The following is a 15050-nucleotide window of genomic DNA, read 5'->3' on the forward strand; positions in this document are numbered from 1 at the left end:
GAATCGGGAATCGGGAATCGGGAATCGGGAATCGGGAATCGGGAATCGGGAATCGGGAATCGGGAAAGGCTAAAACCCCTGCAACAAAAAAACCCGCGAGGCGGCGGTTTTTTTGGATACGTCCCTGCCCTTGCTGTTCCCCCTTTGGAAAAGGAGGGGAGGGGATTCGCTTTTGCTTCTCAGCTTTCGCTCTCAACGCCCCACATCCGGCCAAGCCCTCACGGGTTGCGCGGATGATTCAACACCAGCCAATACAACCCCACCTGCTTCACCGCCCACACGAACTGCTCGAAATCCACCGGCTTCTGGATATAGCTGTTGACCCCGAGCGCATAGCTGGCCTCGACGTCGAACGGCTCGGTGCTGGTGGTCAACACCACCACCGGCAGGGTGCGGGTGGGTTCGTGCGCACGGATCGCCTGCAGCACTTCGCGACCGTCGACCTTGGGCAGGTTGAGGTCGAGCAGCACGATCGACGGCAGATCGTTGGGATCGCGATCGCAATAGCGGCCACGGGCGAACAGGTAGTCCAGCGCCTCGGCGCCGTCGCCCATCACCACCAGCCTGTTGGCGATCTTGGCCTCGTCGAAGGCGAGCCGGGTCAGCTCGACGTCGTCGGGGTTGTCTTCGACCAGCAGGATTTCCTTATGCATTCGGGGCGTCCTCGCCCGCGGACACGACGGGCAGTTCTACGGTAAACGTGCTGCCCATGTCGGGCTGCGAATGAGCGCTCAGCCGGCCGCGGTGACGCTCGGCGATGCGCCAGGCGATCGCCAGCCCGAGGCCGTGACCGCCGCCCTGATCCGGCCCGTGCAGGCGCTGGAACGGTTCGAACAATTTGTGAGCATATCGCATGTCAAATCCGGTGCCTTGGTCGCGTACCGACAGCACCAGCCGGTCACCGGACCGTTCACCGAACACCTCGATGCGGACCGGCTCGGGCTCGTCGGCCGCTGAGGCCGGCGGTGCTGAAGCTTGCGCGGCAGCATGCCGGGCGGCACTTCGTTCGCAGGTGAATTTCCAGGCGTTGTGCATCAATTGGTTCAGCATCAGCTTCAGCAAGCGCTCATCGCCCTCGACCTGAAGGCCGGGCTGGACGCTGATCTGGGCGCGGTGATGCGGGTCGGCGTCCTGCAGCTCGGCGCCGACCCAGTCGGCGAGCAGGCTCAGGTCGACCGGCGCGATCCGCATCTGCGTGCGGGTCACGTGCGACAGCTCGGTCAACGCCGCCAGCAGCCCGGTCATGCGCGAGGCGGCGGCGCGAATCCGCGCCAGATAGTCGCGGTCGGTTTCGTTCAAACGCTCGGCGGCGCGTTCGTGGAGCAGGGCGGAAAAACTCTCGATCGAGCGCAGCGGCGCGCGCAGGTCGTGGGCGACCGCGTCGGCGAACAGCTGCAGCTGGCGGTGCGAGGCGTCGAGCTCTGCGCTGCGTTCCTCGGCGCGCGCGCTCAGCGCCATGCCGGCCTCGCGTTCGCCGCGGATGTCGCGCATGTGCGAGATGAAATATTGCGCGGTGCCGTCTTCGTCGCGCATCACCGCGACGTTGAGCTGCACCCACACGTCGCTGCCGTCGCGATGCACGTAACGCTTGTGTTCGTCGACCGAAGCCAGCGCGCCGCTGACCAGCGCGGCGACCAGATGCTGGCTGATCGCCAGATCGTCCGGGTGGGTGACTTCGCTGTAATGATGGCCGCGCAATTCGTCGACGCGGTAACCGAGCATCGCGCACAGAGCCGGATTGACCTCCAGCCAGATTCCGTCGGTGGACACGATCGCCATGCCGATGTTCGATGCCGTCATCGCCAGGCGGAAACGGTCGTCTCCGGCCTTGAGGGCGTTGCTCGGGGTAGGCGGCAGGCTCATCGAATGCAGCGGCATGGCTCGGACGGGGTGACCGCAGAGTGTAGCCAAACCGGTGGTGACGGCTCGGTGGATGACACATACGGCATCGACACGGCCAAGTCTTGCACAATGCGGCAATGGACTTTTCGCAAATCGCCTTCCTGCTGATCCTGGGCGCAGCGTTGTATTTGTTCGTCAGCGAGCGGCTGCGGGTCGACGTCACCGCGATGCTGACCCTGCTGGCGCTGGTGCTGACCGGGGTACTCGATTCCAAACAGGCCCTGTCGGGGTTCGCCAGCGAGCCGGCGATCATCGTCGCGGCGGTGTTCGTGATTTCCGGCGGCCTGGCCGCGACCGGCATCACCGAACGGCTGGGTCAGTGGATCGGACGCGCCGCCGGGCACAGCGAGGGCCGCGCGATCGCGGTCACCATGCCGGCGGTCGCGGCGCTGTCCTCGTTCACCCACCACGTCATGGTCACGGCGATGATGCTGCCGATCCTGACCCGGTTCGCGAAGTCGCGCGGGCTGTCGGCCTCGCGCCTGCTGATGCCGATGTCGTTCGCGGCCTCGCTCGGCACCACCCTCACCCTCGTCAGCGCGCCGGCCTTCCTGCTCGCCGACAACCTGCTCGAACGCACCGGTTCGCCGGGCCTGGGCATTTTCTCGATCACCCCGATCGGCCTGGCCCTGGTCGCGATCGGCGTGCTGTACATGCTGGCGGCGCGCTGGTTCCTGCCCAAGCGCGGCGGCGAGCACGGCGACGACGGCTATCTGCGCCTGGACCGTTACCGCACCGAGCTGGTGATCGTCGAGGGCTCGCGCTGGAGCACGCGGCCGCTGGCCGAGTTGCAGAAGGCGCTCGGCGACCGCTTCGTGATGACCGGCTGGCTGCGCGACGGCCAGCGCCGCCAGGACCTCGGCCCGAGCAGCCCGTTGATCAGCGGCGACATCCTGCTGGTCGAAGCCTCGGCCGATGCGCTGGCCTCGCTGCACGACGACGCCGGCCTCGACCTCAACGCGATCAAGCGTTTCGGCGAACACGCCGACGGCGACGGCGAACCGCAGTTGGTCCAGGCGGTGGTCGCGCCGGGTTCGGAGTTCATCGGCCGCAGCGTGCGCGAGCTGGATTTCGCCCGCCGCTTCCACGCGGTGATCGCCGGCCTGTGGCGGCAGCAGGGCGCGGTCGCGCCGCGCCTGTCCGACGCGCGCTTGCGCGAAGGCGACCTGCTGGTGCTGTGGGGCCGGCCGGCGCGTTTCACCGAACTGGCCGCGCACCACGGCTTCCTGATGCTGGTGCCGTTCGCCGGCGAAGCGCGCCGGCGCGTCCGCGCGCCGCTGGCGCTGGCGATCCTGGCCTTGACCGTGCTCACCGCCGCGACCGAATGGCTGCCGGCGCCGTTGGCGTTCCTGCTCGGCGCGGTGGCGATGGTGGCCACGCGCTGCGTCGATGTCGAACAGGCCTACCGCGAGATCGACGTGCGCATCTTCGTGATGATCGCCGGGGTGATCCCGCTGGGCGTGGCGATGGAACAGACAGGCACCGCGCAATTGCTGGCGCAGGGGATGCTGCACGTGATCGCGGGCTGGTCGCCGCTGATGATCCTGCTGGTGATGTTCACCGCCGCCGCGCTGCTGACCCAGATCCTGTCGGACGCGGCGACCACGGTGCTGCTCGGGCCGATCGCGATCTCGCTTGCGCAATCGCTGGGCCTGCCGCCGACCCCGTTCGTGGTGTGCACCGCGCTGGGCGCGGTGGTCGCGTTCCTGACTCCGATCGGGCATCACGGCAATCTGCTCATCCTCGGCCCGGGTCAATACCGCTTCGGCGATTTCCTGCGCATCGGCTTGCCCTTGACCACCCTGATCGCCTTGGTCAGCGCCTGGATGGCGCGCTGGCTGTGGCTCGACGGTCCGTTCTGGCCGGCCCTGTCCTGAGCCCGACGCAGACAGGCGCCGCGGCGCGACTGGCGCTGGGTTTCGCTGCTGCGCGAGGACAGGCCGGGGCAATGCATGGCTTCGCGCCGCGCCGCGGCGGAATCGTCGAGCGTGGCGCTCGGGCGACGCTGGACTGCGCGGCCCGGATCGCGGCTCTGACGAGGCATCGGCGCGGACGAATGCGATGGCTTCGATGCGGATCGCGACGGCGGGGTTTCGCGGGCAATCACGATGTCCGCGCAGCCGACCGACCACAGCAGCGCGGCGCAGGCGAAACGCAGGCGCCAACCACGCCAACGGCGCGAGCCGCGCAGGCGGCCGCGTAACGCGGGCAGGCGGCGCGGAGCTGTCTTGATCCTGGCGGTGGCGGGCATCGGGGCCGTCCTGATCGCAATCGCGTGAGAGCGTGCTGCGACGCTAGGCGATCGATCGGACGACGGTATCCGTCGAAAGTCGTGGGTGACCGGCGGCTTACAGCCGCGGTTCATGCGAACGGCGCGGCGTGCCGATCGGCTGATGGTTGCGCGGTGGTCGATGTGGCGCGGTCGCGGCTTGCGCCGCTCCTGCATGGGCTCCCTGTAGGAGCGACGCGAGTCGCGACCGCGCAGTCACCTGTTCGCGGCGTCACCGCCGGATCCGCGCGCCTGCGACGCCGCGCAACACCCTACCCCAGCGTAGGAAATTTCCTACGCCGCGCCTCGTGGTCCCCCTAGGGCAAACCATAAGTGGTTAAGTCACCTTATCTCCGCCCCGGCAGCACGACTTATGCGCCGGCAACGGACGCCGCTCAGCAAAGGAATGGGTCGCCGCCTTGAGCAAGCGGTCAAGCTGGGCCGGGGCAACTCCGATTCGTTCGACAAGGCTGATGACCGTGATGCCGTACACCGTGCAACTCAACGAATCCACCTACCTCGGCCGCACCTTGTCGTGCGATGTCGCCGACGAACGTTTCGACAACCCGGCCGCTGCCTCGGCCGCCGCCAAGAGCGAAGCCTTCCATCTGTCGGTGCAGCTCGGCCTGCCGGTGGCGATCCGCATCTTCGAAGACAGCCGCATCTACCTGTCGCACATCATGCCGGCGCCGCCGCGCTGAGGCGCATGGCGCAAGGCATGCGCGCCGGCGCTTTAGACATGCGCCGTGAACGCTTCTAATTGGAAGGGCGTTCGACTCCAACGTTGTTCGCTCCGCTCGCATCGCAACGATATGAACGCCCTCGCCTGCCGCTGAAGAGCGACGCTGTCCGAGCCTGCTCGAACCGTCCGCCAATCTTCGCCGCGGCCTTGAGCGGCGCGCTTTCTTAAGTCGCGCTCATGGCTTTCGTCTCGAATCTGGCGAGCAACTTATTGAAACCGGTAAGCTGCGCGCACGCACGCGATTCGTCATCGCCGTGAACATCCTTCACCTAACGTCTTAAACATTCTTTACGCAGCGCGATCGCGCATGCGCGCACCCACGCTCAATCCATCGCCGCACCTCGCGCATCGAGACTTGTTACTAAGTTTCATCCACGCGCATGCGCGCTAGACGACTTCTGACGCAGATCCCACTTCGCACATCCCATGGCCACATCACGTGTGGAAAAGGTGGGGGGTGTGCGCTCGGACAGCGTTCGGATGCATGGGGAATGCTGACGAAGCGACGGCAAATACCGCCGTCGATGCATCTTCGCAGTCACATCAAGACCCCTGCCGTTGTGCAGTGCCGCCGCGCGCGACCACGATCGCGCCGCGGCGATTTGCTTGTCTTTTCTTCTTTGTTGCATGACTCGGAGAGCTACGCATGTCCATGAAACAACGCATCCTGACCGCCTCGATCCTGTTGGCGATCACCGGCACCACCGCCACCGCGCTGGTCACCGCGCACCGCGACAGCAACGCCAATACCGCCAACTCCAACGCGCAGAACCAAGGCAGCGCCACCGCGCAGACCGCGTCGCAGGCCAACGCAAACACCTCATCGTCAACCGCCGCGCGCAGCGCCTATTCCACCGCCTCGGGCAGCACGCCGTCGGCTCAGCTCGAACTCAGCCCAGCGGTCGCGCGCGCGCGCGAACTGCTGCAGGCGCAAAAGCTGCAAAGCGCGGGCGCGCAAGCCTTGGCCGGCGCCGATCGCGCCGCGATCGAAGCCGAACGCTATGTGCCGCGCGATCTGATCGTCGAAGCCGACGGCAGCCAGCACGTGCGTTTCAACCGCGATTACCAGGGCCTGCCAGTGATCGGCGGCGATCTGGTCGCGCATCTCAAGGGCGGCCTGCTGACCTCGGTCAGCAAGACCATGGACCTCAAGCTCGGCCAGGGCGGCGCGGCCACGCCGAAGCTGTCGCCGGCTCAGGCGATCGCCGATGCCGGCGTGCATTTCGCCGGCCGCTTCATCGACAAGCCATCCTCGCGCATGGTGTATTTCGCTCAGAACAACGAGCCCAAGCTCGCCTATGAAGTGACCTTCCGCGGCCTCAACAAGGCGCAGCGGCCGGTCCATGACTTGATCTACGTCGATGCCGACAACGGCGGCCTGCTCGGCCGCGACAGCCGCATCTACACCGCCGAAGCGGCGCAGGGCGAAGGCTTCACCATCACCCGCGGCAAGGTGCCGATCTCCACCAGCAAGGTCGGCGCGGAAGAAAGCGACGGCCGCGGCGCGGGCTATCTGCTGCGCGACCACACGCGCGGCGGCGGCACCGTGCACAACACCGGCGGCACCGTCGTCGATTTGATCTTCGGCGGCGGCGATTTCACCGCGCCGCCGATGTTCGATGCCGACAACGTCTGGGGCAACGAGCAGATGACCAACATCGAGCGCACCGGCGTGGAAGCGCATTACGGCGTGTCGAAGACCTGGGACTACTACAAGAAGTTCTACGACCGCGTCGGCATCTTCGGCGACAGCCTCGGCGTGCAGAGCTTCGTCAATGTCACCTTCACCTACTTCTTCTTCATCGACGTGGGCGGCACCAACGCGTTCTGGGACGGCGAAGCCAAGCGCATGGTCTACGGCAACGGCGATTACGGCGTGTCTAATCCGGTGGTCGCGCTCGACGTGGCCGGGCACGAGATGTCGCACGGCGTGACCCAGGCGACCTCGGGCCTGATGTACTCGGGCGATGCCGGCGGCTTGAACGAAGCGACCTCCGACATCCACGGCACCCTGGTCGAGTTCTTCGACAACAGCCCGAAGGATCCGCCGGATTACCTGATCGGCGAGAACGTCATGCTCAGCGGCGTGCCGCTGCGCTACATGTTCAAGCCGAGCCTGGACGCCGACGAGGAAGGCAACGGTTCGTTCGACTGCTACCCGGCCGGCGGCTTCACCGAAGAAGACCCGCACTACACCTCGGGCGTGGGCAATCACTTCTTCTACCTGCTGGCCGAAGGCCAGAAGGTGCCCAAGTCGCATCGCAAGACCGTGCTGCCGTCCGACCTGGTGTGCAACGGCGCGACCGGCCTCAAGGGCCTGACCCCGACCGTCGCCGGCCAGATCTGGTACCGCGCCAACACCTTGTACCTGACCTCGCAGGCCAGCTACCCGGATGCGCGCGTGGCGACCCAGACCGCGGCGCAGGATCTGGTCGATCGCGGCCTGCTCAAGGCCAGCGCGGTCAAGACCGTGGCGTGCGCGTGGGAAGCGGTCAACGTCGGTCTGCCGGAAGGCTCGACCGCGGCGCGCTGCAAGAACTGAGCGTTACCCGTGCTCTGATTTCAGCGAGCTCGTTTGAGCAAGCTTGGTGGTTGTTGCGACCCTCGCGCCGCGCTGCGGCGCGGGGGTCTTTTTGTTTGCGCTCGTTGCAACCGCGTCGAATACGGCCGAAAGCCCCTGTAGGAGCGGCGTAAGCCGCGACCGCGAAACCCGCATCCGTCGCTGCCGCGAGGTCGAGGTCGCGGCTTACGCCGCTCCTACAGGGGGGATTGCGTGACCTGCACGCCTGCCTTGCAAGCCTGCGCTAGCGAGCAAGCCGCTTCGCTCTGCATCCACATCACCTACCGCAACGCGGTGATGCGTGCCGATGCACGCATCACCGCGCTGACAGCGGCCGCGCAGGGTGAAGACGGCTCAGCGCTTGGCGGGCGGCATCGCGAAGTAAGTGCCTTCCAGCGACCCGTTGTGGCCGCAGTAATCGGGCATGGTCAAGCGCTCGCCCTTCGCATTCAGCGCGGTCACCTGCAACGTCGCGCCCGTGCGCTCCAGCTTGAGCACGCTGTCGTCGTCGTCGACATGCACGCTCGCCGTATCGGCTTCGCCGCGGTCGCGGCCGGCGGCATCGCAGACCCAGCGGCCGTCGAGCGGATGCGCGGCGTTGGCCTGCACGTCCCAGCGGCCTTTCTCATCGCGACGGATTTCGATTTCGCCGGCGATGTTGCGCCAACGGCTGGCCAGACCCGGCGCCGGATGCGCCTGAATCTGGCCCAGATACTCGCGGCGATCGTCGAGCGTGCTGCGCAACTCCTCGGCTTTCTCGGGCGCGGCCGCATCGGCGTAGCCCGCGTCGCGTATCTGCAGGAACCAGCGCTGCTCATCGCGTAACGCGGCGGCGGCCGGCGCATCCAGACCGGCCAGGCTGCTGCGGTAGACCCGCGCCAGTTCGGCGTCGGCGCGCGCCAGTCGCGGATCGGCGCAGATCGCGCGTTCGACCTCGCTGCTCGCGCGGGCGCAATCGAACGAAGGCTGCGGCGCGGGCGACGCGGCCTGGGCGGTGCCGTGCAAGGCCACGATCGCGGCGAGGGTCGCCAGATGGCGAGCGGTGCGGTTCAAACGCATGCGCAGATGTCCTTGGACTGAGTGTCGGCGGGCGTGGCCATCGGTCAGGGCTGACGGAAGAAGTCGTAGCCGGCGAAATCGACCACGTCCGCGGACAGCGCCTTGGGCTCGACGCGGCGATAGCGCTCGCTCGGTTTTACGTTGGCGCAGCCGCGCTTGCGATCATGCACCCAGTACAGGTCGCGCCCGCAGCGCAGCAACACCATCAGCGCCGGCCGCGCCTGTTGCCGCAGCCGGCATTCTTTGTCGGAGGTGATTTCGCAGCCGGGCGTGTCGAACACGGCGCGGCCGTTCTCGATGCGTCCCTTGAGCAGGTCGGTGCCGCCGGTCTGGCTGGCGCGCCAGTTCCAAGCCGCGCGGATCGTCGCGCCTTGCTGGCTCAGTTGCAGGCTCTCGCAGTATTCCTCGCCCTGGTAGCGCTCGCAGGTCTGCCAGTAACCATCGAACGACGACGTCGTCACGGCGGGCGCGGCGGCCTGCGCGGCGCCGCACAGGCTCAGGCTCAGCGCCAGCCATACGGCGCGGGTGCTCAGAAGCGATCTAAGGCGAATCGGGTTCGGCGTTGCGGACATGGCGGGCTCGTTGGAACTCAGTGAGTGAAGCGATGAACTCGGTCGTACGCGAGGCGGCGTTCGCTTACGAATAGAACGGCACGCGCTGCAGCTTGTACACGCCGCCGACCTTCTTGAACACGCGCTGCGCGTGCAGGTCCTCGCTGTCGAGCAGGTACTCGCCCGGCCCGATCGGCCCGGGCACCTGCACCTCGCCGTTCTCGTCCTTGGCCGCGTCGATGCGCTGCGAATACGCGCGGATCTTGTTGGCCTGCAACGCCGAACGCACCGCGGCGGTGATGATGCGGTCGTACAGGCCGATCACTTCGCGTTCGTTGCTCGCGCTGGCGTCGTGGCTGCGCTGTTCGGCGTCGCAGGGATCGGGGCGGTCGAGGCAGCTCTCGCCCTGGCTGTAGTCGAGGAACGGCTGCGCGGTCATCTTCGCCACCGCGGCGCGATCGCCGGCGGCCACGGCGCGGCGGAAGTCGGCGATGAAGACCTTGAAATCGCCATGGCGCTCGAAGCGGTACACCGCCGGGCCGGGCGCGCTCGCCGACGGTGCCAGCGCGTCGGACCAGTCGCGCTTCATCTGCGCCAGACGGTCGCGGTAGGCGCGCTCCAGGCAGGCGCGGTCGGCGCATGCGTTGCGGCGCGCGAGCCAGCGTTGTTGTTCGGCGGCGATGGGATCGACGCGGCGGCCGGTTTCGCCGTCGACGCCGGCGGTCTCGGATTGGATCTGGCGGTAGAGGTCGTTCATTTCGCTGTCCAGGCGCGACAGCCCGGGATCGGCGCAGATGCTGATTTCGACCGTGCTGCGCGCGTGCTTGCAGTCGAACCCGGCGGCCTGCGCGCCGCCGGCGAACAATGCGAAACCGAACAGGGCCAGGCCGAACAGGCGGCGGATCGCGGCGGAGCGAGAAGGCATGAGGATTCCTTGCGGCGCGGCGGCCGCATCGATCGGGATGGAGTGAGACGGCGTGCGCATCGGCGGTCGCCCGGCGCCGGTTCGAATCGACGCGGCGGCATGGCGCGATGCCGGGTCGCGTGCGAATGCGGCGTCAGCGACCGGGACCCGAAACAGGCGCGGGCGGCGGCGATGGATACGTGCGTGACGACGGCGGTGCGGCATCCGGGCGTTGGCTGGTCTTCCTGACGACAGCGCGGTATCGCGCTTGCCTATGCACCGCATTGTGGTCGAGCCCGCGCGTGCGCACCAGCCAGCGACGTGCCAATGGCGTGAAAACCGCCAGATTGCGCCTGCTTTCGGCCATCGCCCAAGCTGCGGCAGTGGCCCCGGTACAGCCGCGGAGCGGTGGCTAGAATCGGGGCATCCCCCGCCCCACGAAGTTGCCGTTAATGCATCGAATCGCTGTCCTCGCCGTAGAGGGTGTCCTGCCGTTCGAGCTGTCGATTCCCGGCCTGGTGTTTCCCTCGGTTCGCCGCGCCGACGGCGAGCCGGCGTACGAGGTGCGGATCTGCGCCGAAACCGAACGGGTCGCGACGCGCTCGCTGGAGTTGATCCTCGCCGATACCCTGGCCGCGCTCGATCGGGCCGACACCGTGATCGTGCCGGGCCTGTCGGACTGGCGCGCACCGATCTCACCAGCGACCCTGTCCGCGATCGGCGTGGCCGCGCGCCGCGGCGCGCGGGTCGCCTCGATCTCCACCGGCGCCTTCGTGCTGGCCGAGGCCGGCCTGCTCGACGATCAGCGCGCGACCACCCACTGGTCGACCACGGTCGAACTGGCCGAGCGTTATCCACAGGTGCGGGTCGATCCGGATGTGTTGTTCGTCGACAACGGCCGGATCCTCACTTCGGCCGGATCGGCGGCGGGCATCGACCTGTGCCTGCATCTGGTCCGGCGCGACTGCGGCGCGGCCGCCGCGGCCGCCGCCGCGCGCTGGGCGGTGATGCCGATGGAGCGCGGCGCCGATCATTCGCCGCTGGTGGTGCACGAGGCGCCGCAATCGGATGCATCGTTGGCGCCGCTGCTGCGCTGGATGGAGCAGCATCTGGACCGGCCGCTGTTGATCGACGACCTGGCGCGGCGCGCGGCGATCAGCACCCGCACGCTCAACCGGCGCTTTCGCGAACAGACCGGCACCACGCCCTTGCAGTGGTTGTTGATCGCGCGCATCCGCCGCGCGCAACAGTTTCTGGAAACCACCGACCTGTCGGTCGAGCAGATCGCGCTGCAGGTCGGCTTCGCCTCGGCGACGACCTTCCGCGATCGCTTCGCGCGCTCGGTGGGAACTAATCCGACCTCGTATCGACGGGGGTTTGGGGAAGAGGCGGAGCGGCGGTTGCGGTGAGGGGATGCAAGTTGCGTCGTGGGTAGACGCTTGTTGATAAGGCGACGGGATCAATGTCGCTACTGCATTCGTTTGATATAGCCGCAATGTTGTCGCTGCGGTGTTGGGCCTTTGGCTTCGTCGGCAGCCGCGTCCTTACGGCGATAGTCGCCTCCTCACCCGCCCTCGCCTCTCCAAGCCGTCATTCCCGCGAACGCGGGAATCCAGTGACTTTCGCGCACTTGCGATGCCGATGCGCCATGGAACTTGCGGTCGACACAGGCATACGCAACACCGACTCGACTTCAAATTCTTTCGCACGAAAGTCGCTGGATGTTCGGCTTCGCCGAAGAAAAGCGGAGCCCGCGTTCGCGGGAATGACGACTGAAAGGGACGCGGGCAAATCGACAAGTTGATGATCAAGTTCATGCCCAATGTTGATAAGCACGGCGAGTCAACGCCGAAGACCTTCGTCCTCAATTCACCGCCCCCTGCACAAACAAATGCTCATCCAGAAAATCCACGAACACCCGCAGCTTCGGCGACACGTGCCGGTGCGCCGGCCATAGCGCCCAGAACTGTCCGCGCTGGGTTTCGAACCCCGGCAGCACCCGGCGCAGCTGGCCCGAGGCCAGGTAATCGCGGACCAGGAAATCCACCGAATACACGATGCCCCAGCCATGCAGCGCCGCCAGCACCGCGGCTTCGCTGTTGTTGCACACCAATGAGGCCGGCAGATGCGGCGGCGTTTCGCCCGGCTCCAGACGCAGCGACCATTCCTGCACCTTGCCGCTGTTGGCGAAGCGGAAATGGATGCAGTCGTGGGCTTCCAGATCGGCCGGCGCGCGCGGTTCGCCGCGCCGCGCGAGGTACTCGGGCGAGGCGGCCAGCATGAAACAGAACGGTCCCAGCCGGCGCGCGCGCAGACGCGAGTCGGGCATGTCGCCGCTGCGGATCACCAGATCGAAACCGCCTTCGATCACGTCGACCAGCTGATCGTTGAAATCCAGATCCAGCTCGACCTCGGGATAACGCCGGCGGAATTCGCCGAGCACCGGCAGCAGGAAGCGATAGCCCGCGTTCGGCAGGCTGACCCGCAGACGCCCGCGCGGCGCCTGCATGGCGTGGGTCAGCATCGCCTCGGCGTCGGCCAGCTCGTCGAGCAAGGGCCGGCAGCGCTCGTAGAACTGACGGCCCTCCTCGGTCAGGCGCACGTTGCGGGTGTTGCGCTGAAGCAGGCGCACGCCGAGCTGCTGTTCCAGCCTGGCCACGCTCTTGCCGACCGCCGAGGACGACACCCCGATCAGGCGCCCGGCCGCGACGAAACTGCGGGTCTCGGCGGTGCGGATGAAGGCTTGCAGGCTGGCTAGTTTGTCCATGTGAGGCCGGGATTCGAGATTGGGGATTCGGGATTGGTAGGGCGGTTCGGGCCGGCTTGGGCTCTGGGCTTTTGCGAATCCCGAATCCCTAATCTCGAATCCCGATTAAAGCCAATCATTCCACAAAGACCGGCCCAAGCCGGTGTTTTTCGCCGATTGCGGCGCGACTACCCTGGTTTCCAGCCCCCGACGCGACCTTCCCATGCCCTCCCCGCTCCCTTCGGCCGCCCTGCCCGGCCGCTACGACCGTTTCCTGATTCTCGGCGCCGTGTGCCTGGCCGGCCTGGTGCTGCCGCTGAGTTTCACCGCGCCGCCGGTCGCGATCCCGGCCATTGCCGCCGAACTCGGCGGCAGCCCGATCGCGCTCAATTGGATGACCAACGCCTTCATGCTGGCCTTCGGCAGCTGCCTGATGGCAGCCGGCACGCTGGCCGACACCTACGGCCGCAAGCGGGTGTTCTCGATCGGCATCGTCGCGTACGCGGCGGTGTCGCTGCTGCTCGCGCTGGCACCGAATCTGCTCACGCTCAATGCGCTGCGGGTGCTGCAGGGCGTCGCCGCGGCGCTGGCGCTGGCCGGCGGCAATGCCGCGTTGTCGCAGGAATTCCATGGGCCGGCGCGGATCCGCGCGTTCAGCCTGCTCGGCACCGCGTTTGGGCTGGGCCTGGCGTTCGGCCCCAGCCTGGCCGGCTGGCTGGTCCAGACTCAGGGCTGGCGCGCGGTGTTCCTGTCGAGCCTGGCGATCGCGGTGCTGGCGACGGTGTTCGGCGTGCCGCGCATGCGCGAATCGCGCGACCCCGACGCGGCCCGGCTGGACCTGCCCGGCAGCCTCAGCTCGACCGCGATGCTGGCGCTGCTGACCATCGGCGTGCTCGAAGCGCCCGAACGCGGCTGGAGCGATCCCTGGGTGCTCGCGGCCCTGCTCGGTTCGGCCGCGATGCTGGCGCTGTTCGTGCGGGTGGAAACCCGCGCGGCGCGGCCGATGCTCGACCTGAGCCTGCTCAAGTACCCGCGCTTCGTCGGCGCGCAGTTGCTGCCGATCGGCACCGGCTTCTGCTATCTGGCGCTGATCATCGTGTTGCCGGTGCGCCTGATCGGCATCCACGGACTCAGCGCGCTCGACGCCGGCCTGATGATGATCGCCTTGTCCGCGCCGATGCTGGTCGTGCCCCTCATCGCCGCGCTGTTGAGCCATCGCATCGCCGCCGGGCGCTTGTGCGCGATCGGCCTGCTGATGGCCGCGGCCGGTCTGGTCTGGATGGGTCTGCTGGCGGCGGATGGGTCGGTCGCCGGTTTGGTCGCGCCGATGCTGTTGATCGGCGCGGGCTCGGCGGTGCCGTGGGGCCTGATGGACGGCCTGGCGATCAGCGTGGTGCCGAAGGAACGCGCCGGCATGGCCGCCGGCGTGTTCGGCGCCAGCCGGGTGTCGGGCGAGGGCATCGCGATCGCGGTCGTAGCCGCCGCACTAGCCGGTCTGCTGCAACTGCGCCTGGGCGCCACGGCGACGGTCGACGGCGCGGTTTTGGCACAAGCCGCGCAGCGTTTGGCCACCGGCGATGCACTGCGCGCTCACGGCTTGCTGCCGCGACTGGATCCGGCCGAGCTCATTCGCGGCTACGACCAGGCCTTTGCGTGGCTGATGTACGGCCTGGCCGCGGCGACCACCGCGATCGCCGCGCTGGTGCTGGCGTTGCTCGGCAATGCCTCGGCGCATGAGCCGGCGATGGCGGCGGCCCGCGACGATGCCAACGACAGCGGCGATCGCGAAACGGTAACCGACGAAACCGTATTCGCTCGCGACTGCGTGGGGTGATGGATCGATCGCGCATTCGCGCGATCTCCGCCAACGCATCGATAACGAACACATGCTTGAAGCGATGAGCAAGCGTGCCGCATCGCGATGCGGCGCCGGCGCCGCGGTGTCCTCCAATCCGCTTTCACCTCGATACCTACGACAACAGGCATCGGCATTCGCGATGTCAGCGTGCGTCCTATTCTTTAGTCGTGATTGCCGTTTTCGTCGCGAGAATCCAGCATAAAAAAGCCGTTCAAGGCATGCGTGCCAAATCGAGTTCTTCTGTATGCATGTTAAAAAACACCTCGTGCGCTCGCCCGCATGTTCGTTCCACGATGGTTCGATCGAGCCATGCTGGTTCGATCACGGTTGGTTCGACCGCAGTCGGATCGATCATGCTTCGTTCGACCACAGTCGGATCAGCGATCGGCTTATCGAAGTCCGCGCATCAGGCGACCGGCATGATGTTTGTGCGCAACGCGCGCGCTGAGCCCGACGCGA

At 67.2% G+C, this 15050-nt stretch carries 11 protein-coding genes; 5 read left to right on the top strand and 6 right to left on the bottom strand.

From position 1 onward, the window contains the following. Positions 1 to 218 precede the first annotated feature (218 nt). Positions 219 to 653, bottom strand: coding sequence for a response regulator (locus tag AC3A4T_RS21520; protein WP_036103367.1), 435 nt, complete (start codon positions 651 to 653; stop codon positions 219 to 221). After that, positions 646 to 1863, bottom strand: a complete 1218-nt coding sequence (locus AC3A4T_RS21525; RefSeq protein ID WP_487677271.1) for a sensor histidine kinase — start codon at positions 1861 to 1863, stop codon at positions 646 to 648. The genes AC3A4T_RS21520 and AC3A4T_RS21525 overlap by 8 nt, the downstream gene beginning before the upstream one ends. A gap of 116 nt (positions 1864 to 1979) precedes the next feature. On the opposite strand from AC3A4T_RS21525, the gene AC3A4T_RS21530 reads away from it, so the two are divergent. The 3 genes from AC3A4T_RS21530 to AC3A4T_RS21540 all read left to right on the top strand — a co-directional run bounded on the left by AC3A4T_RS21530 (position 1980) and on the right by AC3A4T_RS21540 (position 7455). Further along, on the top strand, positions 1980 to 3779 hold the full coding sequence (locus tag AC3A4T_RS21530; RefSeq protein ID WP_487677272.1) for an SLC13 family permease: 1800 nt from the start codon (positions 1980 to 1982) through the stop codon (positions 3777 to 3779). 865 nt (positions 3780 to 4644) lie between these two features. Next, positions 4645 to 4872, top strand: a complete 228-nt coding sequence (locus AC3A4T_RS21535; protein ID WP_056109531.1) for a hypothetical protein — start codon at positions 4645 to 4647, stop codon at positions 4870 to 4872. Between the two features lie 687 nt (positions 4873 to 5559). Continuing rightward, complete coding sequence (locus AC3A4T_RS21540) at positions 5560 to 7455, top strand: M4 family metallopeptidase (RefSeq protein WP_487677273.1); 1896 nt, start codon at positions 5560 to 5562, stop codon at positions 7453 to 7455. A 372-nt stretch (positions 7456 to 7827) separates the two neighbouring features. On the opposite strand, the gene AC3A4T_RS21545 is transcribed toward AC3A4T_RS21540, so the two are convergent. The 3 genes from AC3A4T_RS21545 to AC3A4T_RS21555 form a co-directional block, all read right to left on the bottom strand. Beyond that, complete coding sequence (locus tag AC3A4T_RS21545) at positions 7828 to 8532, bottom strand: lysozyme inhibitor LprI family protein (RefSeq protein WP_487677274.1); 705 nt, start codon at positions 8530 to 8532, stop codon at positions 7828 to 7830. A 44-nt stretch (positions 8533 to 8576) separates the two neighbouring features. After that, positions 8577 to 9104 (bottom strand): hypothetical protein, encoded by a 528-nt coding sequence (locus AC3A4T_RS21550; protein ID WP_487677275.1) that lies wholly within the window; start codon positions 9102 to 9104, stop codon positions 8577 to 8579. A 64-nt stretch (positions 9105 to 9168) separates the two neighbouring features. Continuing rightward, positions 9169 to 10008 carry a lysozyme inhibitor LprI family protein gene (locus AC3A4T_RS21555; protein ID WP_487677276.1) on the bottom strand — a complete coding sequence of 280 codons (840 nt, stop codon included), beginning with the start codon at positions 10006 to 10008 and terminating at the stop codon, positions 9169 to 9171. 431 nt (positions 10009 to 10439) lie between these two features. On the opposite strand from AC3A4T_RS21555, the gene AC3A4T_RS21560 reads away from it, so the two are divergent. Next, positions 10440 to 11396: a GlxA family transcriptional regulator gene (locus AC3A4T_RS21560; protein WP_487677277.1), complete on the top strand. Its 957-nt coding sequence runs from the start codon at positions 10440 to 10442 to the stop codon at positions 11394 to 11396. 455 nt (positions 11397 to 11851) lie between these two features. Here AC3A4T_RS21560 and AC3A4T_RS21565 read toward each other — a convergent pair whose 3' ends face one another. Further along, the gene (locus tag AC3A4T_RS21565) at positions 11852 to 12754 is read right to left on the bottom strand and encodes a LysR family transcriptional regulator (protein ID WP_487677278.1); all 903 of its coding nucleotides are present in this window, start codon (positions 12752 to 12754) and stop codon (positions 11852 to 11854) included. Positions 12755 to 12956: 202 nt separating this feature from the next. On the opposite strand from AC3A4T_RS21565, the gene AC3A4T_RS21570 reads away from it, so the two are divergent. Then, positions 12957 to 14567 (top strand): MFS transporter, encoded by a 1611-nt coding sequence (locus AC3A4T_RS21570; protein WP_487677279.1) that lies wholly within the window; start codon positions 12957 to 12959, stop codon positions 14565 to 14567. Positions 14568 to 15050: the final 483 nt, after the last annotated feature.

This window comes from Lysobacter sp. Soil_N_51 (assembly GCF_057655755.1).